25 protein-coding genes are annotated in these 25,959 nt (G+C 58.0%); 17 read left to right on the forward strand and 8 right to left on the reverse strand.

Features of this window, described 5'->3' with window-relative positions; all coding sequences use genetic code 11:
* Positions 1–325: 325 nt before the first annotated feature.
* The gene (locus tag ABIE13_RS03845; protein ID WP_354441321.1) at positions 326–1,624 is read right to left on the reverse strand and encodes a glycerate kinase type-2 family protein; all 1,299 of its coding nucleotides are present in this window, start codon (positions 1,622–1,624) and stop codon (positions 326–328) included.
* A 405-nt stretch (positions 1,625–2,029) separates the two neighbouring features.
* Here ABIE13_RS03845 and ABIE13_RS03850 point away from each other — a divergent pair, with 405 nt between their 5' ends.
* Positions 2,030–2,917, forward strand: coding sequence for an NUDIX hydrolase (locus ABIE13_RS03850; RefSeq protein WP_354441323.1), 888 nt, complete (start codon positions 2,030–2,032; stop codon positions 2,915–2,917).
* Positions 2,918–3,025: 108 nt separating this feature from the next.
* Here ABIE13_RS03850 and ABIE13_RS03855 read toward each other — a convergent pair whose 3' ends face one another.
* Positions 3,026–3,982, reverse strand: coding sequence for a DUF808 domain-containing protein (locus tag ABIE13_RS03855; protein ID WP_354441324.1), 957 nt, complete (start codon positions 3,980–3,982; stop codon positions 3,026–3,028).
* Positions 3,983–4,179: 197 nt separating this feature from the next.
* On the opposite strand from ABIE13_RS03855, the gene ABIE13_RS03860 reads away from it, so the two are divergent.
* The gene (locus ABIE13_RS03860; protein ID WP_354441326.1) at positions 4,180–5,406 is read left to right on the forward strand and encodes an IPTL-CTERM sorting domain-containing protein; all 1,227 of its coding nucleotides are present in this window, start codon (positions 4,180–4,182) and stop codon (positions 5,404–5,406) included.
* Positions 5,407–5,471: 65 nt separating this feature from the next.
* Here ABIE13_RS03860 and ABIE13_RS03865 read toward each other — a convergent pair whose 3' ends face one another.
* Complete coding sequence (locus ABIE13_RS03865) at positions 5,472–6,482, reverse strand: tRNA dihydrouridine synthase (protein WP_354442341.1); 1,011 nt, start codon at positions 6,480–6,482, stop codon at positions 5,472–5,474.
* A 198-nt stretch (positions 6,483–6,680) separates the two neighbouring features.
* On the opposite strand from ABIE13_RS03865, the gene ABIE13_RS03870 reads away from it, so the two are divergent.
* The 8 genes from ABIE13_RS03870 (at position 6,681) to ABIE13_RS03905 (ending at position 13,026) form a co-directional block, all read left to right on the forward strand.
* The gene (locus ABIE13_RS03870) at positions 6,681–7,217 is read left to right on the forward strand and encodes a FecR family protein (protein ID WP_354441328.1); all 537 of its coding nucleotides are present in this window, start codon (positions 6,681–6,683) and stop codon (positions 7,215–7,217) included.
* A gap of 137 nt (positions 7,218–7,354) precedes the next feature.
* The gene (locus tag ABIE13_RS03875; protein WP_354441330.1) at positions 7,355–7,798 is read left to right on the forward strand and encodes an OmpA family protein; all 444 of its coding nucleotides are present in this window, start codon (positions 7,355–7,357) and stop codon (positions 7,796–7,798) included.
* Between the two features lie 16 nt (positions 7,799–7,814).
* Complete coding sequence (locus ABIE13_RS03880; RefSeq protein WP_354441331.1) at positions 7,815–8,864, forward strand: 6-phosphofructokinase; 1,050 nt, start codon at positions 7,815–7,817, stop codon at positions 8,862–8,864.
* A 152-nt stretch (positions 8,865–9,016) separates the two neighbouring features.
* Positions 9,017–9,805, forward strand: a complete 789-nt coding sequence (locus tag ABIE13_RS03885) for a c-type cytochrome (RefSeq protein WP_354441332.1) — start codon at positions 9,017–9,019, stop codon at positions 9,803–9,805.
* Complete coding sequence (locus tag ABIE13_RS03890; protein ID WP_436278371.1) at positions 9,769–11,106, forward strand: c-type cytochrome; 1,338 nt, start codon at positions 9,769–9,771, stop codon at positions 11,104–11,106. The genes ABIE13_RS03885 and ABIE13_RS03890 overlap by 37 nt, the downstream gene beginning before the upstream one ends.
* Positions 11,107–11,125: 19 nt before the next feature.
* Positions 11,126–11,764 (forward strand): RluA family pseudouridine synthase, encoded by a 639-nt coding sequence (locus ABIE13_RS03895; protein ID WP_354442342.1) that lies wholly within the window; start codon positions 11,126–11,128, stop codon positions 11,762–11,764.
* 131 nt (positions 11,765–11,895) lie between these two features.
* Positions 11,896–12,483, forward strand: coding sequence for a BPSL1445 family SYLF domain-containing lipoprotein (locus ABIE13_RS03900; RefSeq protein ID WP_354441335.1), 588 nt, complete (start codon positions 11,896–11,898; stop codon positions 12,481–12,483).
* A 150-nt stretch (positions 12,484–12,633) separates the two neighbouring features.
* Positions 12,634–13,026: a VOC family protein gene (locus ABIE13_RS03905; protein WP_354441336.1), complete on the forward strand. Its 393-nt coding sequence runs from the start codon at positions 12,634–12,636 to the stop codon at positions 13,024–13,026.
* Positions 13,027–13,106: 80 nt separating this feature from the next.
* Here the strand turns inward: ABIE13_RS03905 and ABIE13_RS03910 are convergent, their stop codons facing one another.
* Positions 13,107–13,946, reverse strand: a complete 840-nt coding sequence (locus tag ABIE13_RS03910; RefSeq protein WP_354441337.1) for an undecaprenyl-diphosphate phosphatase — start codon at positions 13,944–13,946, stop codon at positions 13,107–13,109.
* 478 nt (positions 13,947–14,424) lie between these two features.
* On the opposite strand from ABIE13_RS03910, the gene ABIE13_RS03915 reads away from it, so the two are divergent.
* The 4 genes from ABIE13_RS03915 (at position 14,425) to ABIE13_RS03930 (ending at position 19,021) form a co-directional block, all read left to right on the forward strand.
* Positions 14,425–16,035, forward strand: a complete 1,611-nt coding sequence (locus ABIE13_RS03915; protein ID WP_354441339.1) for a sulfatase family protein — start codon at positions 14,425–14,427, stop codon at positions 16,033–16,035.
* A 99-nt stretch (positions 16,036–16,134) separates the two neighbouring features.
* On the forward strand, positions 16,135–17,130 hold the full coding sequence (locus ABIE13_RS03920) for a Bug family tripartite tricarboxylate transporter substrate binding protein (protein WP_354441341.1): 996 nt from the start codon (positions 16,135–16,137) through the stop codon (positions 17,128–17,130).
* Positions 17,131–17,207: 77 nt separating this feature from the next.
* On the forward strand, positions 17,208–18,137 hold the full coding sequence (locus tag ABIE13_RS03925) for a LysR family transcriptional regulator (RefSeq protein ID WP_354441343.1): 930 nt from the start codon (positions 17,208–17,210) through the stop codon (positions 18,135–18,137).
* A 92-nt stretch (positions 18,138–18,229) separates the two neighbouring features.
* The gene (locus ABIE13_RS03930) at positions 18,230–19,021 is read left to right on the forward strand and encodes an SDR family NAD(P)-dependent oxidoreductase (RefSeq protein ID WP_354441345.1); all 792 of its coding nucleotides are present in this window, start codon (positions 18,230–18,232) and stop codon (positions 19,019–19,021) included.
* Positions 19,022–19,034: 13 nt separating this feature from the next.
* Here the strand turns inward: ABIE13_RS03930 and ABIE13_RS03935 are convergent, their stop codons facing one another.
* Positions 19,035–19,583: a dTDP-4-dehydrorhamnose 3,5-epimerase family protein gene (locus ABIE13_RS03935; protein ID WP_354441346.1), complete on the reverse strand. Its 549-nt coding sequence runs from the start codon at positions 19,581–19,583 to the stop codon at positions 19,035–19,037.
* Between the two features lie 45 nt (positions 19,584–19,628).
* Between ABIE13_RS03935 and ABIE13_RS03940 the strand changes: the two genes are divergently transcribed.
* Entirely contained in the window at positions 19,629–20,411 is a 783-nt protein-coding gene (locus ABIE13_RS03940) for a glycosyltransferase family 2 protein (protein WP_354441348.1), read from the forward strand.
* Between the two features lie 60 nt (positions 20,412–20,471).
* Here ABIE13_RS03940 and ppk2 read toward each other — a convergent pair whose 3' ends face one another.
* The gene (ppk2, locus tag ABIE13_RS03945) at positions 20,472–21,377 is read right to left on the reverse strand and encodes a polyphosphate kinase 2 (protein WP_354441350.1); all 906 of its coding nucleotides are present in this window, start codon (positions 21,375–21,377) and stop codon (positions 20,472–20,474) included.
* Between the two features lie 413 nt (positions 21,378–21,790).
* On the opposite strand from ppk2, the gene ABIE13_RS03950 reads away from it, so the two are divergent.
* On the forward strand, positions 21,791–23,065 hold the full coding sequence (locus tag ABIE13_RS03950) for a hypothetical protein (protein WP_354441352.1): 1,275 nt from the start codon (positions 21,791–21,793) through the stop codon (positions 23,063–23,065).
* 207 nt (positions 23,066–23,272) lie between these two features.
* Positions 23,273–24,457, forward strand: a complete 1,185-nt coding sequence (bktB, locus tag ABIE13_RS03955) for a beta-ketothiolase BktB (RefSeq protein WP_354441354.1) — start codon at positions 23,273–23,275, stop codon at positions 24,455–24,457.
* A 121-nt stretch (positions 24,458–24,578) separates the two neighbouring features.
* On the opposite strand, the gene ABIE13_RS03960 is transcribed toward bktB, so the two are convergent.
* A complete protein-coding gene (locus ABIE13_RS03960) occupies positions 24,579–25,028 on the reverse strand; it encodes a universal stress protein (protein ID WP_354441355.1) in 450 nt (149 codons plus the stop codon).
* An 87-nt stretch (positions 25,029–25,115) separates the two neighbouring features.
* Positions 25,116–25,859, reverse strand: coding sequence for a 2OG-Fe dioxygenase family protein (locus ABIE13_RS03965; protein ID WP_354441357.1), 744 nt, complete (start codon positions 25,857–25,859; stop codon positions 25,116–25,118).
* Between the last annotated feature and the right edge of the window lie 100 nt (positions 25,860–25,959).

Below are 25,959 nucleotides of genomic sequence, written 5' to 3' on the forward strand. Positions count from 1 at the left end.
ACAGCCGTTCGTACTCGCCAGTGAGCTGGGTGATGGGTTTCTTTGAGGGCGATAAGCGATGGGCGGTGGCCGGAGTCGCGGAGCTGGCTCCGTCTCCGGGTCGCTATGCCGAAGTGACTTTCGGATGTTGTTGGCAGGGCCCCGGAGTAGCGACGATCTTGGTGGCGTAGCGCTGGCGCTTAGACGACCTAAGAATGGGATGAAAAGGTGTGAGCGACTCCCTCACGCCCGACGGCCTCAGTCACGCCTTCTGAGGCAGCGCGGCAGGTCGTGTGATTCCTGGTTTCCAGGTCTCGGAGAGGTCTCCGCCCTTGTTCTGATTCAGTCAGAGAACCAAAATCGCCCTGAAGTCATTTACGTTGGTAAACGTCGGCCCGGAAATCACGAGGTCGCCAATGGCGTCAAAATATCCATAGGCATCATTGCGGTCCAGGTGGTCCGCCACCTTGTGCCCAGCGGAGGCGGCGCGAACGAGGGTGTCGGGCGTCACAAACGCGCCAGCGTTGTCTTCGACTCCATCGATGCCATCGGTATCAGCTGCCAGCGCCCAGACGCCCGGCTGGCCCTGTAGCGCCAAGGCGAGGCCCAGGCAAAATTCGCCAGCACGTCCACCCCGTCCGCGCGGCGCGCCGGCTGGCGGGGGCCGGACCGTCACCGTGGTCTCGCCACCGGAGAGCAAAACGCATGGTTTGGCAAAGGGTTCACCATGGTGGGCCACCGATCGGGCCAGAGCCGCATGCACCTTGCCGACTTCACGCGATTCCCCTTCGATTTCATCACTGAGGATGTATGCGGAAAGTCCGGCAGCGCGCGCCATCTGGGCTGCGGCCTGCAAGGACTGCCACGGCGCCGCAATGAGGTGCACCTCATGGCCTTTGAACAAGACATCGCCAGGTTTGGGGGTTTCCAGCGCACCTGACTCAAGCCTCGCGCGGATGTCCGGGGGCACAGCGATGTCATAGCGCCGAAGGATGGCAAGCGCATCAGCGCAGGTCGTGGCATCCGGCACCGTGGGGCCGCTCGCGATGACGGAGACATCGTCGCCGGGCACGTCGCTGATGGCCAGCGTCACTATCCGGGCGGGAGCGCAAGCCGCGGCGAGCCGACCGCCTTTGATGCGCGAAAGGTGCTTGCGCACGCAGTTCATCTCGGCGATATCTGCGCCGGAGTTCAGCAATTCGCGATTGATGCGCTGCTTGTCTGCAAAGTCCAGGCCCTCTGCCGGCAGAGTGAGCAGTGCCGAGCCGCCGCCAGAAATGAGAACGATCACGAGATCGTCTGCAGTCAGAGTTCCTGCCAGTGCCAGCATGCGTTCAGCGGCGGCCAGCCCTGCTTCGTCAGGCACAGGGTGAGAAGCTTCAATGACGTGAACACGCGCAGCCGACTTGACTTCACGACATGGTGTGTGGCCGTACCTGGTGACAACAAGGCCTGAAAGCGGAGCATCTGTGGGCCAATGGTCCTCTAGCGCGTGCGCCATGGCACCCGCAGCTTTGCCGGCGCCAAGCACAACAGTGCGCCCCCGCGGTGGGGCCGGCAGGTAGGTCGATAACTTGTTCGCGGGTGATGCCTCACGGACAGCACAGTCGAAAAGCTGCCGGAGAAACTCGCGCGGGTCGATCATTTGACGTCCTTGGTTGTCGCCGAGACCGCAATCAGTGTGAGCCGCCTGAGATGGACCGCAAACATGGTTGGACGATCAGGAAGTGGCATTCTCATATTCATGCGGCTGCAGCCTGGATGCGTGCTGAGGACTAGGCAGGATCTGCGGGGAACAGTGCGACTGTCTACAGCGAACGCCGAAATAGTCTAACGCCGATCACCACGCGCCGGATGTGCGCCAACTGAGCAGATGCCGTCCCTTCCCCTTTGGACGGACTCTAGGGGCAGGTGCACCGGGATAACTGTGTTCCGCATCAGACAGGCGCCCTATCTCCGATGAAAAGGGCCGCTGGCATCCTGGTTCGAAAGACGCCTACGCGACCATGCGCCGATCCACAACGGCTGCGATTCACGCAAAATGGAGGCTATGGAACTCAACTCGAACGTGATTGACACCCCCCCACGCGACGCTGCCAGCCTGGTCATGATCAGAGACGGAGCCCAGGGCCTGGAAGTGCTGTTGATGCGGCGTCATACCGATTCAAGCGTGCTGGGCGGAGCATGTGTTTTTCCTGGAGGAAAGCTGGACGCTGCCGACAGCAGTGCCGAGCTGTTGGAACGGCTTGACCGTTCGCCATCCGAGTTGCACGCAAGGCTGGGCGAGCCGGAGCTATCGCCCGCGCACGCAGCGGCTCTTTACGTTGCGGCTGCGCGCGAGGCATTTGAAGAAGCTGGCGTGCTTTACCAGCAGGTTGGCAACGCGGAAGTGGCGACGGTGGATGCTGCTGCACGTGCCAGCCTGAGTGCAGGTGAGACGTTCAATGCCCTGTTAGCCAGGCTTGGCCTCACACTGGACACAGACGCACTGGTGCCTTGGTCGCGCTGGATCACGCCGCGCCGTCCATCGGTCATGAACAAACGCTTTGACACGCGGTTTTTTCTGGCAGTGGCTCCAGCGGATCAGATTGCACGGCACGATAACTTCGAAACCACCGAGACGCTGTGGCTCACGCCGCGCAATGCACTCATCGAGTACAAAGAGGGGCGCATCGATCTGGCACCACCTCAAATCATGGGCTTGGCGCATCTGAGCAGATTCACAACAGTGGCGCAGGCTCGATCAGACGCCCTCACCCGAAAGCCTCCGCTGGTAGAGCCGGAATCATTTGAGGAAGATGGCACTCGTGTGCTCTGCTACCCAGGAGACGAGCGCCATTCGGTTCGAGAACGCGCCCTGCCCACCCCTACACGGCTCGTCTGGAAAGACAAGCGCTTTGAGCCTCCAGGCGGATTCGAGGCATTATTCCAGGAATGAAGTGAGGTTCTAAGAGCCTGTTCATAGTCTCTGCGCGAAATAACCGGGTCATCTTCGTCGGTGAAGTACCTGAATAGCGCGGGAATTATTATTTCGCGGCACAGGCGGTCAACGGCGGATGCGCTTCACCAATTGAACCAGGCCCACCACAGCGGCGCCCGCCACCATGCCCACGACCATATTGACGAGCATGCCTGCCAATGCGCCACCGATGCCCCCCATCCCGGCGGACCAGCCCTCTACCCAGTGGGCCAGCGCTGGCACGCCGTGGACCAGGATGCCGCCCCCTACCAGGAACATGGCAGCTGTTCCGGCAACCGAGAGGAACTTCATCAACCAGGGCGCCATGACCAAAATTCCCCGCCCTACGGACTGCGCAAGTTTCCCCGCCCGCTGGCTGAGATAAAGCCCCAGGTCGTCCAACTTGACGATACCGGCCACCAGCCCGTAAACACCCACGGTCATCAGCAACGCAATGCCCGACAGCACTGTGACTTGTGTCAGGAAGGGCTGCCCTGCCACAGTGCCTAGCGTAATGGCGATGATTTCGGCAGAGAGAATGAAATCGGTGCGTATGGCACCCTTGACCTTGTCTTTTTCAAGTTGCACCAGGTCCACCTCGGAATTGGCGAGCCTGGCGATCCGAGCCGCGCTTGCTGCTTCGTCCTCCCCCTCTTTATGCAAGAACTTGTGAAGAATCTTCTCGAATCCCTCATAACAAAGGAATGCGCCTCCGACCATCAGCAACGGTGTCACCGCCCAAGGAGCAAAGGCGCTGATCGCCAAGGCGGCCGGCACCAGAATGACCTTGTTCAGGAATGAACCCTTGGCCACGGCCCAAACCACCGGAATTTCCCGGCTGGCACTAAGGCCGGTGACCTGCTGAGCATTCAGTGCCAGATCATCGCCCAGCACTCCTGCCGTCTTCTTGGCGGAAAGCTTGGTAAGGACTGCCACATCGTCCGACATAGCCACCGCCTTTCGGGCCGAGACCTTGGTCATGACCGCAATGTCATCTAACAAAGTGGCGATATCGTCAAGTAGAGCGAGCAAGCTGGAGGCCATGGCAGAAGCAAGGGAATGGAGATGGGGGGATTAGATCAGGTTCCAGATCTCTGCACCTCCCAGGCCTTCACGGGAAAACGCCTATGGAAAGGCGCCGCATTGGTATGAAAATCAATGGAGCAGCCCTGTAGGGACATGTAGTACGCCCCTCACTGATTCCTGTTCGAAATCCAGTTCCTCCCTGAAAGCGTACTCGCATGACCCGTTTTAGATGGTTGATCGCCGCCATGGCCGCCTGGTCACTGGCCACCGTCACAATACCTGCCAGCGCCGCCGTCCCTCCGGCTGAACGAGCTGTTTTGGAGGAGATTTACAACAGTACGGGCGGAGCAAGCTGGTCTAACAATGCTAATTGGTTGACAGGTGACCCTTGCGAAGATGCCTGGGCAGGAGTGATCTGCATCGGAGGGCCGGAACACCATGTTTCTGAGCTCCATCTCAGCAATAACGCGCTGAGCGGCACATTGCCGGGCTTCACCGCCCTGGCTTCGCTGCAAAGAGTCAACGTCAGCTACAACAACCTGACAGGCCCCATGCCCGATTTGGCAGGGTTGACGGCCTTGGTCGGCTTCTGGGCCAATGACAACCAGTTCAGCGGTTTTCTTCCTGAACTCTCAGGCCTGACTTCGCTGGAATTTTTCTACGCCAGTGCCAATCAACTGGTGGGGCCCATACCTGATATTTCAGGAATGACGTCTTTGAAGGATTTTCGCGTCAGCACCAATAAGCTCACAGGTACCCCGCCCCCCGCACCCTCAGGCTTACTCCCTGGCGGTTCCAGTCTATGCCCTAACTACCTCCACTCGCCGTCCCTGACTGACGCTCAATGGAGTGCTGCGACGTCCGAGCTCGACTGGTCCAGATGGTGCACCCCGGGGTTTTTGGCTACTGCCAGTGCCGGTGCCGGTGGCAGTATTGATGGGCCGGCAGCAGTGGCTTTGCTGCCTGGTGAAACCGCCTCTTTCACATTGACGCCAGATACCAACTTCGTCATCGATACCACAGGAGGTACTTGCGGAGGAACCCTGGCAGGCAATACTTTCACGACCAACCAGGTTCAGCAAGACTGCACGGTGACGGTGACCTTCAGGCCTGTGACCTACCAGGTGACCCCGAGTGCAGGACCTGGAGGGTCCATCACGCCTGCAACCCCTCAGACAGTGCCAGCGGGCGAAACCGTCGCATTTACTGCAATGCCTAACCTCTCTTACGCCGTAGATACTCTGCTGAGCACTTGCGGAGGGTCTCGCGCGGGCAACCAATTCACGGCAGGCCCCGTGACGGGCGATTGCACGGTGACTGTGACCTTCAAGGCTCTTCCTGTCATGGCCGTGCCGTCGCTTGGCGAGTGGGCCTTGTTATTGACCGGCCTGCTTGCTGCAGGGTTGGGCGCGCTTAGACTGCGTCGACGGGCCACGCCATAGGCTCTGGCCACTACCTGCTCGCGACCGGGCTTCCCTGGGGGGCTTGCGCCCCCAACCCGGCCCCATCAGTGCGTAATCAGCCCGTCTGACTCGAGGTCAACCACTTCCAGTGCGCGAAGAGCCGCAGCATTGGCCAGCCAGGCATCAATGCGGGTGCAGTCATGTACGGTGCGGAATTCGTCAAATGCCGCTTGCGCTTCAGGGTATCGAGTACGCAGAGAGCTCAACCACTGCTTGAGTCGACCCGGCCGGTGGCGCTGTTCCACGCGTAAGCTGATTTGCCGCCAAAATTCGACTATAAGAGGCATCAAATCGCTCCAGGCGACTCGTGGTTCTGCGTCAGCATGGATGGCCAGCCCAACTGAGGGCCCCGCCAATGATTGCATGCGTATAGCAAGCGCCAGGCCGGGGTCACGCACCATGCCGCGACCAATCATCAAGTCCTTGCAGCCGGTCACCTCACGGCATCGGAGGGCATCCTGCACACTCCAGATATCCCCGTTGGCCACCACCGAAAGGCGTACCGCCTCCCGAACTTCCGCCACGCGCTCCCAGTAGACCGGGGGCTTGTACCCCTGGGCTTTCGTCCTCGCGTGAACGACCAACTCGTCGGCGCCAGCCAGGTCTATAGCCTGCGCGCATTCGATGGCCCGCGAGGCGTCCTGCACACCGAGCCTGATTTTGGCCGATACAGCTATTTCTTTTGGCACCGCAGTGCGCACCTCTGCCACGATGCGATGAATGAGTTCTGGCTCGTCCAATAGCACCGCTCCACCACGATGCCGATTCACGGTCTTGGCAGGACAGCCGAAATTGAGATCAATACCCGCCGGCCTCAGTTCGGCAAGGCGTGCCGCATTTTCGGCGAGGCAGCCAGGGTCCGACCCCAGCAGTTGGGGTCTCACCAGCACGCCGGCCGGCGTGCGACTGCCGTTCAGGAGCTCAGGCACCACGCGCGTGAAGACCCGCTTGGGCAAAAGCTGATCCGTGATACGGATAAACTCGGAAACGCAACGATCCACGCCGCCGACACGAGTGAGCACGTCGCGCAGTGTGTGATCGAGAAGGCCCTCCATGGGGGCTAGCAGAATTGCCAAAGTTGAGTCCGGAAAATGGTATCGGGTGGTATTGTCACCTGAGCATCTAGCAATTCCTACAAGGTTGCTATCGCGTACTAAGGTACGATGGCATAAAAGCTATACCACGAGAACCGCTGTCAGCAGCTAGTTCGGGTGCCCGGTCCCGATACCAGGCTAAGCCAGGGAGATTTTCAAATGAAGCCATTCGCCTCCAAAAGTTTCAGTTACAGCCCCTATGCACTTATAGTGGCCCTGCTGATCTCTGCACCAGCTACGGCCCAGGAAGCACCAGCTCAGACTAGCGCGACGCAGGAAGCGCCCGCTGCAGCTATGGTGCAAATAACACCTGCCGATAATCGGCACGGAACCTTGAAGTCCGTCCAGGGAGACGTCACCCTCGTGCGCGGCGATACGCGCCGTCCGGCAAAGTCCGGCGATGGCTTTCTCCATACCGACAGACTACTGGTAGGTGCCAAGAGCGCTGCCGCCTTGACGTTACAGGACGGTACAACCCTCGCCGTGGGCCCAGACAGCGAAGTCGATCTGGAAAAGTTCAGCTATGACCCGACCACTCAGCACGGCAGCATCATGGTGCGGCTCGCTCGCGGCAGTCTGAGAATGGTCACTGGCTTGATCGCCAAGCTAAAACCCGAAGAAGTCAGCGTCAGAACGCCGACTGCTGTCATTGGCGTACGCGGAACTGACTTTATCGTGGAGGCCGAGGCTCCATGAGGATATTCCTAGCGGTAGTTTTACTCGCTACGTTGTTAGGTTGCGCCCCAGCTACTCGAGTGACCCTATTGCCTTTGCCGAGCAAACGGCCAAGCTCCGTGGAAGTCAAGACGACAAGCGAAACCTGGGCAATGACGATGCCCTTCGAAGTTGCCAACGTCACATCGCGCGGTAGCATTTCGGCTGATCGAACCAATGCGGCTGATGTCCAGCAGAGGCACGCAGCACTGCTGGCGGTACAACCAGCTCCACCGGAACGCTTTATCTTGTACTTCGCAGCCGGTGGCTGGACACTGACGCCTGAATCCGAGGCGGCCATGGGAGGCATTCTCGCCCAGGCAACCGCTCGCCCAGGAGGCGAAATCCTGATCGTCGGCCATACAGATACCGTCGGTAGCCTGGAATCGAACGATACACTTTCCAAGCAACGTGCCTCTGTCATCCGCGAGCAGGTCATTCAGCGCGGGTTCCCCCCCCTGCTGGTCCAGGCCGTGGGCCGTGGAGAACGTGAACCCGCCATCGCCACCGGCAATGGCGTGGATGAACCCAGAAACCGGCGGGTTGAAATAGTAGTACGTTAATTGAGAAAAACCTGAGATGCGGATCGGAGTACTCACTGGCGGTGGAGACTGCCCGGGCCTGAACGCGGTGATCCGCGCAGTGACCAAATCGATGCTTCGCTGCTGCCAAGCCGAAGTGATCGGCATCGAAGACGGATTCGCGGGGCTTCTGGAAGGGCGCACCCGTCCCCTTGACTGGGAGGCGGTCAGCGGCATTCTTTTTTCCGGTGGCACTATCCTGGGGACCAGCAATCGAGCCGATCCGTTGGCCGACGAGCAGACGACCCAAGTGGCGCTTGAGCAAGCTCGCAAGCTGGGCCTGGATGCGCTGGTGGCCATTGGGGGCAACGGCACGATGACCATCGCCCACGGTCTTGCTCAGCGAGGACTGAACATTGTCGGCGTGCCCAAGACCATAGATAACGATATTGAAGGCTGTGAACGCAGTTTTGGTTTTGATACCGCGGTGGCGACAGTCACGCAGGCACTGGAGCGCGTGCAAACCACAGGTCAAAGCCATGGCCGCGTCATGATCGTCGAAACCATGGGGCGCTACGCAGGCTGGATTGCACTGGAAGCGGGTATCGCAGGCGCAGCCGATGCCATTTTGCTGCCTGAAATAGATTTCAATCCGGAAGTGCTCATAGAACTCTGCCGCGAGCGCGAAGCCAGGCCCCGCTACACGGTGATTTGTATCGCGGAAGGCGCCAAGCCAAGTGGCGGGCAGATGACGGTCGAACGCACCATCGAAAACAGCCCGGATCCCATACGCCTTGGCGGGGTCGCGCATCACTTGCGCGCGCTGCTCGAGCCACGGCTGCGCAGCGAAGTACGCGCAACCGTTCTGGGCCATGTCCAACGAGGTGGCGCTCCTACACCGTTTGACCGCGTCCTGGCCACTCAGTTTGGCAACCATGCAGCGCAACTGGTGGAGAGGGGACAGTTCAATCGAATGGTGACACTGGAACACGGCACGATGAGCAGCATATTGCTCGCAGAAGTTGCCGACCGTACCCGCCAAGTTCCCCTTGATCACCCGTTACTGGAAACGGCACGCGATATTGGTGTGTGCCTTGGAGAGGGCTGACAACTTGTCCACGCGGCATTTTCAGGCTGATTTTTTCGCATGTAGGCTTTTGCAGGTGTTCGTGGGTTTTTTGTAGGCCCTGGTAGGTGATAAAGGGCCGAATCCGCGATGGATTTGATGGAGCGCCCCCAAAGTCCCGTTACAGTGACGAAATGAAATTTGGAGTATTTGGCATGGCCAGCCTTCGCAAGGTGGCAAGTGCCTCAATAACGGCGTTAGCAGCGGCTGGAACGCTTGCCCTGGTTACAGTTTTGTCTACAGGCGCTGCTAGCGCCGCGCCTGCTTTTGAAGACAGCATCGCCCAGCGCACGCTGGCCTGTGTCGCTTGCCACGGAGAGCAAGGTCGCGCAGGACCGGACGGCTACTACCCACGGCTGGCGGGAAAGCCGGCGGGTTATCTGTACAACCAATTGCTCAACTTCCGGGATGGCAGAAGACACTATGGGCTGATGACGCGCATGGTTGACCTTCTCGACGATGCCTATCTCATGGAAATAGCCGAGCATTTCGCCTCCATGAAGGCGCCCTACCCTCCGCCGTCAGCCTCGTCGACGCCGCCTGCGACCGCAGTCATGGAGCGTGGGCAAACACTCGTACTGCACGGGGACAGCATGTTGCGTATTCCGGCATGCGTCCAATGCCATGGACAAGCCCTGACCGGCGCGCAGCCCAATGTTCCCGGCTTGCTTGGTCTCCCGGTGGACTACCTGATGGCCCAACTCGGGGGCTGGAGAACTGGCCAGCGGCGCGCGCACGCGCCAGATTGCATGGCCACCATTGTTCAGCGCCTGTCTGATCGCGACGCCTATGCGGCGATTACATGGCTTGCCAACCAGCCAGTGCCTGCCAAGGCCGGCGATGCCTCCAGCCTTCCCCTGCGCGTAGAGGGGCCCAACGATCTCAAATGCGGCAGCGCGGCCGCACCGGGAGCACCGCGGTGAAGGCACTGGCAATCAAAACTCTGCTGATCTCCACTGCACTGGTGTTGGTCGCCATGGGCTGGCTATGGCATGTGAATTACAACGACGGCATAGACGTTTCCGGCGCAGTCGAGAAGACCCATGGAAGTGATCAAGTTGCGCAGTTGGAGCGGGGCGCTTACCTGGCCCGTGCTGGCAATTGCATGGCCTGCCACACGACGCGAGGCGGTGCCCCCTGGGCAGGCGGGCGTGGAATTCCAACGCCCTTTGGAACCTTGTATTCAAGCAATCTTACGCCGGACCCCGAAACCGGCATTGGCCAGTGGAACGCAGCCAGCTTCTGGCGTGCGCTTCATAATGGCCGCTCAGCGAACGGGCGACTGCTGTATCCAGCCTTTCCCTACACCCACACCACCCAGTTGGTTCGCAGCGACTCGGATGCCATTTACGCTTACTTGAAGAGCTTGCCTGCAGTGCGCTCTTCAGTACCCGAACACCAACTGAGCTGGCCGTATGGAACCCAAGCTGCGCTGGCCGTCTGGCGCGCGCTTTACTTCAAACCTGGCAGCTACATTGATGAACCGCAGCAGGGTGAACAGTGGAATCGTGGCGCCTACCTGGTGCGAGGAGTGGCACATTGCTCAGCCTGCCACGCTCCCCGTGATGGACTGGCCGGGGCAGACTGGCAGAAGTTCACCGGCGGCCTGATGCCCGCCCAGGGCTGGTATGCACCGTCGTTGATTTCTTCCCGTGAAGCCGGTGTCGGCGATTGGCCCGTGCAGGACATCGTTCAACTCCTGCGCACCGGGTATGCACGCAATGCGTCTGCCAGTGGTCCCATGGCCGAAGTGGTAAGCCAAAGCACCCAATATCTCTCCGCGGAAGATCTCACCGCCATGGCGGTCTATCTGAAATCTCTGCCTGCGCAAGAGTCAGCCTCTTCACCCACTGCTTCAGTCAGCAGGCGGGCAGGAAACGGAGCTATAGCAGGCCAGAAGATCTACGAGAACCGCTGTGCTACTTGTCACGGCGCCGAGGGCGAAGGTCTTGCAGGAGCGTACCCACCTCTTGCTGGCAATCGCGCCGTGACTCTGCCCAGAACTGAAAACCTGATGCAGATGGTGCTGTACGGAGGTTTTGGAGCCTCGACCTCTGGACACCCCCGGCCCTTCGGCATGCCTCCTTTCGTGCTGGAGCTTCGCGATACGGAACTGGCTGCAGTGCTCAGCTACATACGCAACAGCTGGGGCAACCACGCACCAGAAGTCTCGGTATTGGATGTTCATACGATGCGAGCCGAGTCGCGGAGCACCCTTGACTGACTGGATTTCGGGCGTCCCCATGTTTGATGGCGTCGTGCTCTATGAAGACGATCATTTGCTGGCGCTTGAAAAGCCGGCTGGCCTTTTGGCCGTGCCTGGCCGTGGTCTGGAAAAATGGGACTGTATGGCCACGCGCGCATCAATGCGTTGGCCAGATGCATTGGTAGTGCATAGACTGGACCAAGCCACCAGCGGCATCATGCTGATGGCGCGCGGTGCGGATATGCAACGCCGCCTCTCATCAGCTTTTGCGGACCGTCTGGTCCACAAGCGCTACGTGGCGATGGTTCATGGCCTGCCTTCTGAGCCTGAATCCGATGATGGCTGGGGCGAGATCAACCTGCCCATGATGCCGGACTGGCCGCGCCGCCCGCGCAGCAAGATCGACCTGGAAAACGGCAAACCCAGTCAGACCAGGTGGAAAGTGTTGGCACGACATGAGACGGATCAGAGAGCACGCTTGATCCTGGAGCCCGTCACCGGCAGATCGCATCAGTTACGTGTGCACTTGCAGGCAACGGGCCATCCTATTGTGGGCGACACCCTCTATGGACCCAAAGATGGCTCGGAGAGACTCATGCTGCATGCGTGCGAATTGAAGCTGAGGCACCCTGCGCTCGAGACGGAACTGAATTTTGTCAGCCACGTGCCATTTTGAACCGTTGGAAAGCCGCGACAACCCAATCCATACAGATTTGACCGCGGACAACTCGCGGCTTTTTCTGACATTCTTTGTTTTTTTGTTACCGCACAATAACTCCGTCAACAAAACAAATTGGAGTTAGAGAGATGAAAAACCGTACGCCCTTCCGTTCCGCTTGCCTCGCTGCCGCTATTGCCCTGGGCGGCTTCGCCATCGTGGGTTGCACGACCACCCCGCCTAATGCACAGGGCGCGCCACGTGCTGACAAAACTTCCATGGACTCACAGGTCGATGCCACGCTCGCACGCCTGTACAACGTAGTGCCAGGTTCACGCGAGATGGTTCAGAAAGCTGCCGGCGTACTGGTGTTCCCGTCCGTGGTGGGCGGCAGCTTTGTAGTTGGTGCCGAGTATGGCCGCGGTGCATTGCGCGTCGGGGGCCGTACAACGGATTACTACAGCACCACCGCTGGCTCTATCGGCTTCCAGGCCGGCGGACAATCCAAAGCCATCGTTTATGTTTTCAACTCCACAGAAGCGCTGAACAAATTCCGCGCAAGCAATGGCTGGAGCGCAGGTGCTGACGCTACCGTTACCATGGGTCGCGTGGGCGCCAATGGTTCCGTGGACACACAGACCATTCAACAACCAGTCACCAGCTTCGTGCTGACCAACGTGGGTCTGGAAGTCGGTGTGTCTGTTCAAGGTGCGAAGATCAACAAGGTCACACTGTAAACTGACCTGCTGCTCTTGGAAGGCGCCGGTGATGGCGCCTTTTTTCGTCCGGACGTTGCAATGTATCGCCAGGCTTTGTAGAACTGGTACTGCTTGTGAAACTCCTGCAGCCAGAGCACTCTCCCCGGCGCTTTTGGAAAGGTAAGTCCTTTGAGAATCTATGTCACAAGTGTCTTTGTCGATGATCAATCCAAGGCACTGGAGTTCTACACCAAGGTTCTTGGTTTCACCGTCAAGCATGACGTGCCGTTAGGCGAAAGCCGCTGGCTCACGGTGGTTTCAAATGAAGAGCCTGCCGGCACTGAACTGCTGTTGGAGCCCAGCGTTCACCATGCCGTTCCACCTTATAAAAGAGCCCTGCTTGAAGATGGCATTCCGGCCGCGTCGTTTCAGGTAGATGATCTTGACGTTGAATACGAGAGGCTACTAGCCCTTGGCGTCATCTTTACTGTGGAACCTATCAACGCAGGTACGGTTCGCATGGCCGTCTTTGACGACACCTGCGGCAACCTTATCCAACTCGTTCAATTAAGTGGCCGTTAGGCTCAAAGCATCCGCGCGTGACTGAACCGCTTGCCGCCTAAGTTACCTTCACAGCATTGATGAGAGACTCCTCAGCTCATCTATAACGGGCTCAAGACCCCGCCATACAGCAAGCCAAGCACCAGCAGGCCAAGAGCCCATCGGTAATAAACAAACGGCATATAGCTGCGGGTCGACACGAATTTCAAAAAGGCCACGATGACACCGTATCCCACTCCAAAAGCAATCAACGTAGCCAGCGCTGTAGGGCCCGCGGCAATGGGGCTGCCGAGCTCCCAGCTTCTGAAGAGCTGATAGAAGCCGGAACCCGTGACCGCAGGTATGGCCAAGAGAAAGGAATAACGTGCCGCTGCCTCTCGCGTGAAGCCCATCATCAGACCTGCCGTGATGGTGCCCCCGGAGCGGGATACCCCGGGGATAAGAGCCATCGCTTGAGCAAAACCGAACGCTATGCCTTGTATCCAGCTCAGTTGATTCAGAGTGCGTACTTTCCGGCCATACCTGTCCGCAGCGGACAGCACCAGGGCAAAGGCAATCAGCATGAACGCCGTCAGGTAGAGGTTGCGAAGCGAACCCTCAATCCAGTCCTTCAGTAAAACTCCGAAAAAGACAATGGGCAAGGTGCCTACGATAATGAGCCAGCCCAGCCGGGCGTCAGCTTGAGCGTAGGGTCTGGACTTGATCAGCGACGCCGTCCAGGCCCGCAGGATCCTCACGATGTCGTGCCGGAAGTAGATCAGCACCGCTGCCTCGGTGCCCAACTGTGTGATGGCCGTAAAGGCCGCGCCCGGATCCTGCCCTGAGGGGAGCAGAGGCCCCATGATGCGCAGATGAGCGCTGGACGAAATAGGCAGGAACTCCGTCAAGCCTTGAATCAGCCCCAGAAATGCGGCCTCCAACCATTGCATGGACGTCGTCACGATAGGTGCCTTTCTGGCTCGGCCATGATCGGCACGACACCGATAGCGCCCCGGGAGCGAGTTTCACTGCCTCGCAATGCCTCACCAGTCTGAATGTGGGCGGCTCTTCGCCCAAGTTGCGTCCGATCGTGGACCTTCAATGTTCAATCCTGAAAGACGATGGATTCCCTGGTGCGTGGCACATCGACTGATTGGGGTAGCTCTGACTCAAAAAAAACAACACCAGGTAGCCTAAAGAAACGAGAGCGAAAGGCTTTCAATTCTACAAGTCCGAGCTTGAATTAATTCTTCCGCGGCTCTGCGCATATCGGTCATCGTTACGTCATCCAGCCGAGAACCTAGCGTGTGACGCAAGGCCATATCACCTTTAGTTATGGGCCAGGGAATTAATTTCACTACCGGTGCACGTCACGCTTGCCTAGACTGCAGCCAATCCAACAAGCGCTTATCAAACAGCGCAGACAACATAGCCCGCCCTATGCGCCGCAAACCCAACTTCCTTCTGATCACGACAGATCAACAACGCGCCGACCATCTGGGTTGCTATGGCAACCCGCAAGTGCGCACACCCCATCTTGACGGTCTGGCCAAAAGAGGGACGCGCTTTGAACGCATGTATGTCGCCACCGGCGTATGCATGGCAAATCGGGCCTCGTTGATGACGGGCCGTATGCCGTCCGCGCACGGCACGCGCTGCAATGGCATTCCGTTGGCCCGCAATGCCACCACGTTCGTGGACCTGCTGCGCGATGATGGCTACTGGACCGGCCTCGTAGGCAAGTGCCATTTGCAGAACATGACTGATCTGCCTGCTGAGGCCCCACGTCATGTCATTCCCGACGGCTTGCGAGCGCCCACGGCAGTACACGCGGACGCAGTGACCGCCCGGTGGAGCGAAGGCGGCTACGAGCAAGAAATGGTTAGCCGCTGGCGCACAGACCCGGCACACCGTGTGCAGACACCGTACTATGGCTTTGACCATGTCGACTTGTGCACCATGCATGGCGATATGGTTGAAGGCGACTACGCACGCTGGTTGCGCGAAGTAGCAGGTGATATCGATCTTCTCCGCGGCCCCGCGAACGCCCTTGCCGATGACCGGTATCCTGCGCCTCAGGCCTACCGCACACGGGTACCCGAGCATCAGTACCCTTCGGCCTGGGTGGGCGACCAGACATTGGCCTTTCTTGACGGTGCCGCGCAACGCGGGCAACCCTTCTTCTTGCATTGTTCCTTCGCCGACCCTCATCATCCCTTCACGCCCCCAGGCAGGTACTGGGACATGTATGACCCGGAACAGATGGTGCTGCCGCGCTCTTTTTATCAAGCTGCTGACGACTCGTTCGCTCCAGTAGCGGCCTTGCACCGGGAGCGTGCGAATGGAGTCGGCCGTATCAATTCGACCGTAAGCTTCGCCGCTCACGAGCGAGAAGCCAAGGCTGCCCTTGCCTTGACCTACGGAATGATCACCATGATCGACGACGTGGTAGGCCGTATCCTGGCGCAACTCGAACGCACTGGACTCGATGAAAACACCATCGTGGTCTTTACCAGCGACCACGGCGATTTCATGGGGGATCACGGTCTGCTCTTGAAGGCAGCGCTGCATTACCAGAGCCTGGTTCGCGTGCCCTTCATATGGTCCGATCTGGGCACGCCGCCCTCGCAAGTCAAGGTCAGCTCCACACCGGCACTGGCCTCCACCATCGACATTTCCGCCACGATATTGGCACGCGCAGGATTGGCTCCTTTTTACGGAATGCAGGGGTGCGACCTGCAGCCCGTTCTCACGGGCGAAGACCACATTGGCCGGAGCGCCGTGTTGGTGGAGGAAGACGGTCACGCGCCCACCTTCGGGCTGAAGGTTCCTGTCCGTGCGCGCACCGTGGTCACGGACACCCACCGTCTGACCACCTATGACCAAGCCGGCTGGACTGAGATGTACAACCTGCAGAGCGACCCTGATGAGCTCGTCAACCTGATCAACGATCCCGCACACGCCAGCGTACGCGCCACCATGTTCGAAACGATGACACGGGAGCTCATGCTGGCCGACGATCGTTCACCTTTTCCCATGGGTCGCGCCTGATCGGCCAAGCTGGCCGCCAAGCCCGCGCCCAATACCTCATCCCCCTTCCCGCAGACCACGGACTCCAGAATCCTCTCGATGACGCCAGGAGACAAAAAAATGCCCACATCCCAACATATCCGCCGCAGCTGGCTTTACGCTGCCGCCATCGCCGCCTCGAGCCTGTCCATGTGGACCATTCCGGCCGCAGCCGCCGACTTCCCGAGCAAGACGATCACGCTGATCACGCCTACGGTTCCGGGCGGCGCCATGGATGCGGTGGCACGCCTCGTTGCGCAGCGACTCAGCCCGCGCCTGGGCCAGCCAGTGGTCATCGACAACCGACCCGGCGTGGGAGGCACCCTCGGGGTCGGCCAGGCTGTGAAAGCTCAACCTGACGGGCACACGCTTGTCATTGCTGCAGACTCTTACCTGACGGTGTCTCCGCGCTTGCTCAAGGGCGGCGCAACGCAGAACTTCAAAGACCTGGTGCCTGTCATCGAGCTGGGAGCAGCGCCGATGGTGCTGGTCGCACACCCTTCGCTGAAGGTCTCCAATATGGCGGAATACGTAGCCAAAGTGCGCGCTCAGCCGGGGAAAATTGCGTATGCATCCGCGGGCCTGGGCTCACCTCACCATTTGAATATGGCACTGCTGGAACAGCAGCTCGGGCTCAAGCAAAATCATGTGCCCTACAAAGGCGGGCCTCAGGCCTTCAACGACGTCCTTGCAGGGCACTCTGACCTGATGTTCATAGTGATGAGCACTGCAGAGCCCCACATCAAGAGCGGTGCTCTTTTGCCACTCGGTGTTTCGGGCGCCAAGCGCCTGCCCGACTTCCCATCTATTCCCGCCATTTCGGAAGAAGTCCCTGGTTATGAGAGCGAATTTTGGTTCGCAATTTTTGCACCTCCCGGGACACCAAGCGCCATCGCACAACGCCTGAACAAGGACATAGCAGCAGTGCTCGCCGAACCGGAGGTCGTCAAGGGCATGAAGTCTGTGGGCATGAGCACCGTGGCAGATACCAGTTCAAATGCGCTCGAGCGGAAGCTGCGCCGCGATGACGAAAAGATGAACAAGCTGATTCAGAGCCTGGGGCTGAAGCCTGAATAATTCCACTCCCACGCACAAGGTGCAGGTATGACTGGCTTCGGGCATGATCCAAACGTCGAAAGAGGATCCGCCTGATCATGAGTACCTCACCGCTGCACCACCGTATCAGCCTCAGTCAGCTTCGCCTGCTGGTGGCCTTGGCTGAAACAGGCTCACTGCAACGCGCGGCTGACGCAGTCCACATCTCACAGCCAGCGGCCACTAAAGCGCTGCAGCAACTCGAGCAAGGCGCGGGTGAAATGCTGGTGCAGCGCCGCGGAATAGGCAGCGTACTGACTCCACAGGGAGAGATACTGTGCCGCCGTGCGCGTCTGGTGCTGGCAGAACTTCAGGACGCCGAAAGAGAGTTGGGCCTGTGGCACAGCGGTGCGGCCGGGCACATCACGATTGGAACGCTACCCGTCTCTACGCCCCACCTGGTGCCCATTGCTTTGTCGCAGCTCCTGCAGGTTGCCCCCCGGATTACGACGACCGTACTGGAAGGCAATTCAGAAGCGATGTTCAAAGACCTCAAGGCCGGCGGAATTGATCTTCTGGTGGGGCGCTTTTATCCAGGTCAGGACGAAGAATTAAGCACCGAAGCCTTGTACAAATCTGTATTCCGACTGGGAGTGCGGACAGGTCATCCACTGACATCGTCTCCGCACCTTGAATGGAGCGACGTATTGGCCTACCCATGGGTACTTCCGCCCGCAGGTGTCCGAACAAGGCCAGCCCTGGACGACATGTTTCGCCGCGCACTTGTGAGCCCGCCGAAGACTCCGGTGGAATCCACGTCCTATCTCGTCATGCGTTCGCTCATGTTCAATTCCAACATCGTCTGCCCCATGCCTATCGAAGTCTTCCAGGACGACGTGAAACTGGGGTTGACCCAGTTACTGCCTTTTGAGCTGGACCTGACGGTGCCGCCGATCAGCGTGGTCTGGCTTGGCAAGCGCGACCCCAGTCCAGCCGCGCGCGCATTTATCGAACAATTACGCCTCGTGAGCCGCGGCAAAGGACCTTGACTCAAGCGCTAAGCTCGGCACGAAATTATCCTTCCGATACCTCCATTTCGGCTGCTTGCTCTGAGCAGGGACAATCCACTAATATGAGCCGCATGCCCTCGATTCACACCCCCTCCCCTCAACACCTTTTCATACTCACTGGCGCATCGCGTGGCATGGGCCGTGCAATGGCAGAGCAATTGCTGGCACCTGGTCACACCCTGCTGTGCATCTCGCGCGGGGTATCAGACCCTCTGCAATCGCTTGCGGATAAGACCGGGGCACGCCTGACCCAATGGTCTGCCGATCTGAGCGATGGCGCAGCCGCCAGCGCAAGATTAAGTGAGTGGTTGAGTACACAGCAGCCAGGAGCCTGTCTCAGCGCCAGCTTGATCAATAACGCTGGTGTCATACCGGCCATTGTGCCGCTTCGCGATTCCGATCCAGCGGATCTGGCCCAAGCCCTGCGTGTGGGGTTGGAGGCCCCCATGCAACTGACCGCGGCGTTCCTGGACAGCACTCGGGACTGGCAGGCCCCTCGCAGAGTGCTCAACATATCCTCCGGCCTCGGCCGCCGCGCCATGGCATCCCAAGCGGCCTATTGCGCTGCCAAAGCAGGTATGGATCATTTCACCCGCTGTTTGGCGTTGGATGAAGCTGGACAAGCCAATGGCGCCAGAGTTTGCTCCCTCGCGCCCGGCGTCATTGACACGGATATGCAGAGCCATCTGCGAGGTGCCGATCAATCGAGTTTCCCTGATCGCGGAAACTTCGAGCGATTGAAAAGCGAAGGCCAGCTCACATCACCAGAAGATGCTGCGCGCCGTGTACTGGCCTGGCTGCAGCGGCCTGATTTTGGTGCGGAACCCGTAGACGACATAAGAAACTCCAAAGCGATTTCTTAGCTGTCGCCCAACCTCACGCCAGGAACGGGTGCCTGGGAAACAGGGTGCTCAGCGTCGGTTGCTGGCGGTCGGCGTCCGACAGAATGGGGGCTGTGTCTGGCCAGGATACGTTCAAATGCGGATCGTTCCAAGCCACCCCTCCCCTGCCCTTGGGGGTGTATTCCTCAGACACGTCGTTCAGATAGTCGGTCTCCGCATGGCTGTAGAAAGCGTTGGCCAACCCGCGGTGGATAAACAACCGGTCCAGGCGGCCAGGGCTGTCGCCCAGCAGGAACTGCAAGCTCGTCCCAAAGGTGAGGCTGTCAGGACGGACATCTGCCACGACACATGTCGCCAGGCCACGGGGGACATAAATCAGCTTGTCCCAGGGTTCGATATGAAAACCGCGCAGCACCTTCGCTCGCGAACGTGAGTGGTTGCCTTGGCGCAGCCGAGGTTCACGGCCAAGAGCTTGCGCCAATTCACCATGTTGATAGGTCTGCTTGAAGTAGCCCCGCTCGTCATGGCGCATATCCCAGGTGACGACCAGGAGACCGGAAATAGAGGTGCTTAGAACAGGCATGGAGCTCTTGAACACAGTAATGCACCGAGCGGTAAGATGGCCATTATGACCAGTATCCGGGCCACGGTTGTGGTCCCCACCTTTGACCATGGCCCGCTTATTGAGCTGGCGGTGAACAGTGCGCTCCGACAGAGCGTGCCGGTAGAAGTGTTCATCATCGGAGATGGCGTGCCCGAGGGCCACAAGCCCTTTTTGCGCAAATTGGCAGCGCAAGATCCCAGGGTGCGCTTTTTTGATCATCCCAAGAGCCCTGGCAGGGGTGAGCGCTACAGGCACGAGGCGCTCCTGCAAGCGCGGGGTGAGATCATCTGCTATCTATGCGACCGCGATCTATGGCTGCCCGACCATGTGGCGCAATTGCTGCATCTGCTGCAAAACGCCGACTTCGCGCACTCCCTGCCCTTGCATTTGCTGCCCGATCAGACCTTGTTCTTTCCCTTGGACCTGGCTCACCCCGCGTTTCGCGATCAGGTCATCACCCATGGCAATCGCATACCTTTATCGTGTGCGGGCCATACCTTGAACTTTTACAAGCGCATGCCCGAAGGCTGGAGTGATACACCTCACGGTGAGCCCACCGACTGGCATATGTTCCGAAAATTTTTACGCCTTGCAGAATGCAGGTGCGCCAGTGGCACGCTTCCGACTGCCCTCACCTTTCCCAGCCCGCCACGCAAGGCGTGGGCACCGGAGACCAGGATGCTGGAACTGCAAGCATGGCAAGCGCGCATTGCCAGCCCTGTGGAGCAGCAAAGACTGATGCTTCAATTGCTGCAGATGGCAATCAGGTGGCGCGACCACCACATCGCCGGTTTTTTCCCTGCTTGAGTGTCGGCGTCCGCAGCGGACACTGCCTGAGCACGCATCAGCCTCCGAAACGCAATCCTCTCAGTACACCTGCGGAACAATGATCTCGCCAGGGACCTGATGGCGCCGGTAGTGTTCATGGCGAAGCCTGGGCGGCAATGTGATGCTGGGCCGCTCGACTTCTGTGTAGTTCACCTTGCTCAGCAAATGGGCAATGCAGTTGAGCCTGGCCTTCTTCTTGTCATCAGCGGGCACCACCCACCAGGGTGCTTCCGGAATATGGGTGCGATCCAGCATGACTTCCTTGGCCTGGGTGTAGGCCTCCCATTGGCGGCGGCTTTCAAGATCCATGGGGCTGAGCTTCCACTGTTTGAGCGGATCATGTATGCGGCTGAGAAAGCGCAGCTCCTGCTGCTCGTCGGAGATGGAGAACCAATACTTGATGACCTGGATGCCCGAGCGAACGAGCATGCGCTCAAATTCCGGCACTGAGCGGAAGAACTCCTCGTACTCGCTGTCGGTGCAGAAACCCATGACATGTTCTACGCCAGCGCGGTTGTACCAACTGCGGTCGAACAGCACCATTTCTCCCGCGGCAGGCAGGTGCGATACATAACGCTGAAAGTACCATTGCGTACGTTCGCGATTATTGGGTGCTGGAAGGGCTGCCACACGTGCCACGCGAGGGTTCAGGCGCTGAGTGATGCGCTTGATGGCGCCCCCTTTGCCTGCGGAATCCCGCCCTTCAAAAATGATCACCATCTTGTGGCCGCTGCTCACAACCCAGTCCTGCAGTTTGACCAACTCACCCTGCAGGCGGAACAGCTCACGGAAATAGCGCTGCCGCTCTTCCTTGTAATCGTTTGAGTCCAGTGCCATGCCGGCAATTTCGTCGACGTTACGGTCTTCGAGCTCCATCTCCAGCTCTTCATCGTATCCGTCGACCAGCTCCCGGCGAAGTCGCTGCATCAGTTCATCGTCGCTCAAGATCGTTCTCCGCAAATTTCTTTCACGAGGTTAGCGCCGAGATGTGTCAAACGTGTGACTGTCACATGGCGCGGTATAGACCGGAGCCAGGCTTGCTAAAAACACTCTGGGCGACGGGTGCCTCAGGTAAGCCGAACGCTGTTCCGTACTCCTCGTAAGTAGAAGCACCAATTGCGATGGAACTATGTTTTCAGTTGCGTTACTCAACTGCGTAGGCTCGTTACCAATCGACCGCAGCGTGCGCCGATGCACTGGGACACCCCCAAGCCATCCAAGCACACCCAGGGACAGTGTTCAAAACTTTGACAACACCCAATTTGTGCCAGAGGCTGAATACAGTCCTTGAAAAATGAGGGCTGAAAACAATGCCACATATTTAAATCTTATTAAATCCTTCAAGATTATTGCCACTCATGCCGCCCGGAATTTCCCCTGCCGTTGCCCCCACCGCCCCTTTTCCAGCGAATTACCAGCCGGGGTTCACGCCCCCATTGCACTCTAACCACTCCAGCCATGGACTCAGGGCTATCCAGATTGGAACAGGTAGCGCCGCAGCCGATTTAAATCAGCAGTCAGCCAAGTCTAATACCCCAGTCCATTCATCGCCTTCGTTTGATGATGATTTCAGACTGGACTTTTCCCTGGTTGAGGAACTCAATTACCATGAAATCAGTGATGACAATGAGGCCATTAATGACTGGGATGTCCAAAACGAGAAAGCACTTCAACTCTCAAAATTAACTGCAATTGAGCTTGAATGCTGGGAGATGATTAAAAACGCCAGCCATAGCGCTCTTGATGACTTTACAAACATCATACTAACGGCAGCTGGAATATCCCTCAAAACCCAATCAAAGCACAGCCAAACCGAACTTCAAGCCAAGACATCGCTGACACCAGAGTGCGCACTTGACAACATGGTACTTCTGGAAAAGTTGGAAGGAAAGAGAATTTGCGCCTTCGAGAAGATCCAAAAAATCATTGACATAGCCGATGAAAGAATACAGAAATATCAAAAAGACGATGACCTTGATTTCAATTTGACGCTGGCAACTGCGATCAACTCTCATAGAGAAATAGAAAGAATAGAACGTCACAGACCAAAAGTTAATTTTACTACCGACAATCAAGATAAAATTTATTCAAGTTCAAATCTAGAAAACTTTAACAAAGTATTTGATGACCTTAACGTTATTTTTGGAATTCAAAAATCAAACAACATCGACAAAGAAAAACATTATTTTCTTTCTCATTTTCACTTAGACATAAGCAACTACACTTCATTCGCAGCGCACATTTTTAATGAAGCGAGCTTGTTCAATTTATCTACATTTCATCCAAACACTTCACACCAATCAGATAGTGATGAAAAATTCTCTCATTTGCCTTTCGAAATCATCCTTAATAAATCACAAACCGAAGCTTTAATTAAACTCCACCTTGAAGTTAAGGACATTATCAGCTACTACGCGAATAGCCTTAAAGATGACAATACTCCTCCGTCATCACCTCTGCTTGATGTCAATTTTGTAAATACTACAAAAGCACCCCCTGAAATCGAAGTAATGACAGAAACATTACTCGAATTACTCAGGTATTCTCTACGTGAATTCCCAAAGCCGACCCCGCTCAGTCAGTTCTACGCCTCCCACGCCAATAAGGTGAACGTGTTCTTTCAAGATCACTAGGCACTAGCATGAATAAGCCCCAGGTTCACCTAGAGGGGGAACCCTTTCAAGGTACGCAAAGGCAAACCCCCAGGGTTATGCAGACTCTGAGCAGTGCCCTCCATGCATGCTCCTTGGTAGTGGCATACTGAGACGTTTGGCCGGCGGCAGTGGGCTTACGCCCTCCCGGCCATGCGCAATATCAATTCCCAATAAACGGAGATTTACATGGCTCGTGAAGTCGTTGTCGTCAGCGGTGTTCGAACCGCCATCGGTACTTTTGGCGGAAGCTTGAAAGACATCGCCCCCGTCGACCTCGGTGCTACGGTGGTCAAGGAAGCGCTGGCGCGTGCTCAGGTCGAGGGCAAGGATGTCGGCCATGTGGTCTTTGGCCATGTTGTGAACACCGAGCCACGTGACATGTATCTCTCTCGCATGGCGGCCATCAATGGTGGATGCCCCAAAGAGACGCCCGCGATGAACGTCAACCGCCTGTGCGGTTCCGGCCTTCAGGCCATCGTATCTGCAAGCCAGGGCATTTTGCTGGGCGACTACGACGTCGCCATCGGCGGCGGCGCAGAGGTCATGAGCCGGTCACCCTATGCCAGCCTGACCAACCGCTTTGGTGCTCGCATGGGTGACACGAAGCTCGTGGACATGATGATGGGCGCGCTGCATGACCCCTTCCACAACATTCATATGGGTGTCACGGCAGAAAACGTGGCGGTGGAGCACAACATCACACGTGAAGACCAGGATGCGCTGGCGCTGGAGAGCCACCGGCGCGCCGAAAAAGCCTGGGCCGAAAATCGCTTTGCTGGCCAGATCGTGCCCATCATGCTCAAGTCCCGTAAAGGCGAAGTGGCCTTTGACAAAGACGAGCACTTCCGTGCCGGCGCCCAACTGGAAGATTTCCAGAAGATGAAGCCCGTGTTCCTGAAAGAAAACGGCACAGTCACCGCAGCCAACGCCAGCGGCATTAACGATGCGGCCGCAGCCGTGGTGCTAATGGAAGCCAGCGCAGCCAAAGCGCGCGGTGCCAAGCCTTTGGCGCGGCTGGTAGGTTACGCACACGCCGGTGTCGAGCCCAAGACCATGGGTATAGGCCCGGTTCCTGCCACCCAGATGCTGCTCAAAAAACTGGGCATGAAGATCGATCAAATGGATGTGATCGAGGCCAATGAGGCCTTTGCCGCTCAGGCTTGCGCTGTGACCCGCGGTTTGGGCGCAGACCCTGCCAAGGTCAACCCCAATGGTTCTGGCATTTCCCTGGGCCATCCTATTGGCGCGACTGGAACGCTGATTACCGTCAAGGCGATTCATGAATTGCAGCGCATTCAAGGCAGGTACGCTCTGGTGACCATGTGCATTGGAGGCGGACAAGGCATCGCGGCGATTTTTGAACGTGCCTAAGAGCTGGTAGACGATTTAACCAGCCTGCAAATTGGAACAAAGGGGAGCTTACTGGCTCCCCTTTTTGCGTCCATTGAAATTAAAGATATCCGTGCGGACTGAAACCTTCAGAACGCAGGGCTTACTCTTGAACTTCGCCGCGCACCACCATGGTGGTGATCTTGGCGCGTGAAATGACGCTTTGCGTGACGCTTCCGAGGACAAGCTTTTCCAGGCCACGGCGGCCATGCGATCCCATGACCAGGAGATCGGCACCTGTGTTTTCAGCGGCCTCCAGGATGCCGCGCCAGACGGTGTGCGATTCAATCACACGCGAAGTCGCTTGAACGCCCAATGCAGCAGCCCGTTCAGTGGCTACCTGCACAGAGGAATTGGCTTCCGCCGTGGCCGCCCCCAGGTACTGGTCTTGGCCGTAAGCAAAATCAGCGCCCACGCCGGTAAATGGATAGGGGTCAATCACGTAGACGATGGACACAGCGCTGCCAAAGGCATTGGCGAGCGCAGCCGCTTTGTCAACGGCTGCCAGTGCGGTGTCTGAACCATCTACAGGTACGAGGATGTGCTTGAACATAAGTAACTCCTTTTGCTGACCATGCCATTTTGCAGTCTACAAGAACCTCGTGCTTGACGAGGATCAATCAAAGACTCTTGAGCAGGGTCAAGGATCCTGGAATCCACCTGCACGCAAGGTAACGACCAAGGTGTCGCGGTGACCATGGACTGCTTCTTCCACTGGCTGAATAGGGGTTGACTCATGGATCATCCGCCTGTCGTCCAACAGCAGAACTGACCACGGCTCCCTGAGAGTGAAGCGCTGTCCCCTTGGGCCGGCCAATTCGAACACGCGCGTCTCACCACCCTTGATGCCTTCACGCGCCAGCAGAAAAACGGCAACCAGATCCACCCCGTCCCGATGTGCGCCCTCGGGCGTCGGCCGTCCGATGCCGCCGTGAGTATCTATGCGGAACTGATGGGTCTCGATGTACCAGGGCTGTTCGCCTCTCAAGGCCGAGGCTGTCGCGGCCAGCCATTTCAAAAGAGCTAGCCATTCGGGGCTGGCCATGGTGGCTTGCGTCACCGGCTCAAACCAGCGTTCCATGCCACCGTGCAGTGCGTTGTACTCCAACGGTTGCCAATGCGCGCGGTGGTCAATGGCTTGGGCCTCGCCTTGCTGGGTGACGAAAGACGCGTGCCGCCGGGAGCGGTACTTGCCACCGTCCTTCAGATAAAGGTCAGGGGCCAGATGATCCCAATCCTGCGCAATGTCTCCTAGCTTTTCCGCGCTGACCCCCGCGAGCTGACGTACGGTGGCGGCGTCCAGAACCGCGAATCCCTCATCGCGCAACTTTGAATTGAGTTGATCCGGGGCGGTCAGTGGTGGCGGAAAAGGAGTGTGTGACATGATGCACGGCAGAAAAACGCAAGCATAAGTCAGTGACAGTAGTCCAGTCAGATCAAGGTGAATTGAAAGCCTGAAGAATCAGAGGCTTTTGACCAGGATC

The sequence above is a fragment of the Ottowia thiooxydans genome, assembly GCF_040548795.1.
In the GTDB taxonomy this organism is placed as follows: domain Bacteria; phylum Pseudomonadota; class Gammaproteobacteria; order Burkholderiales; family Burkholderiaceae_C; genus Ottowia; species Ottowia thiooxydans_A.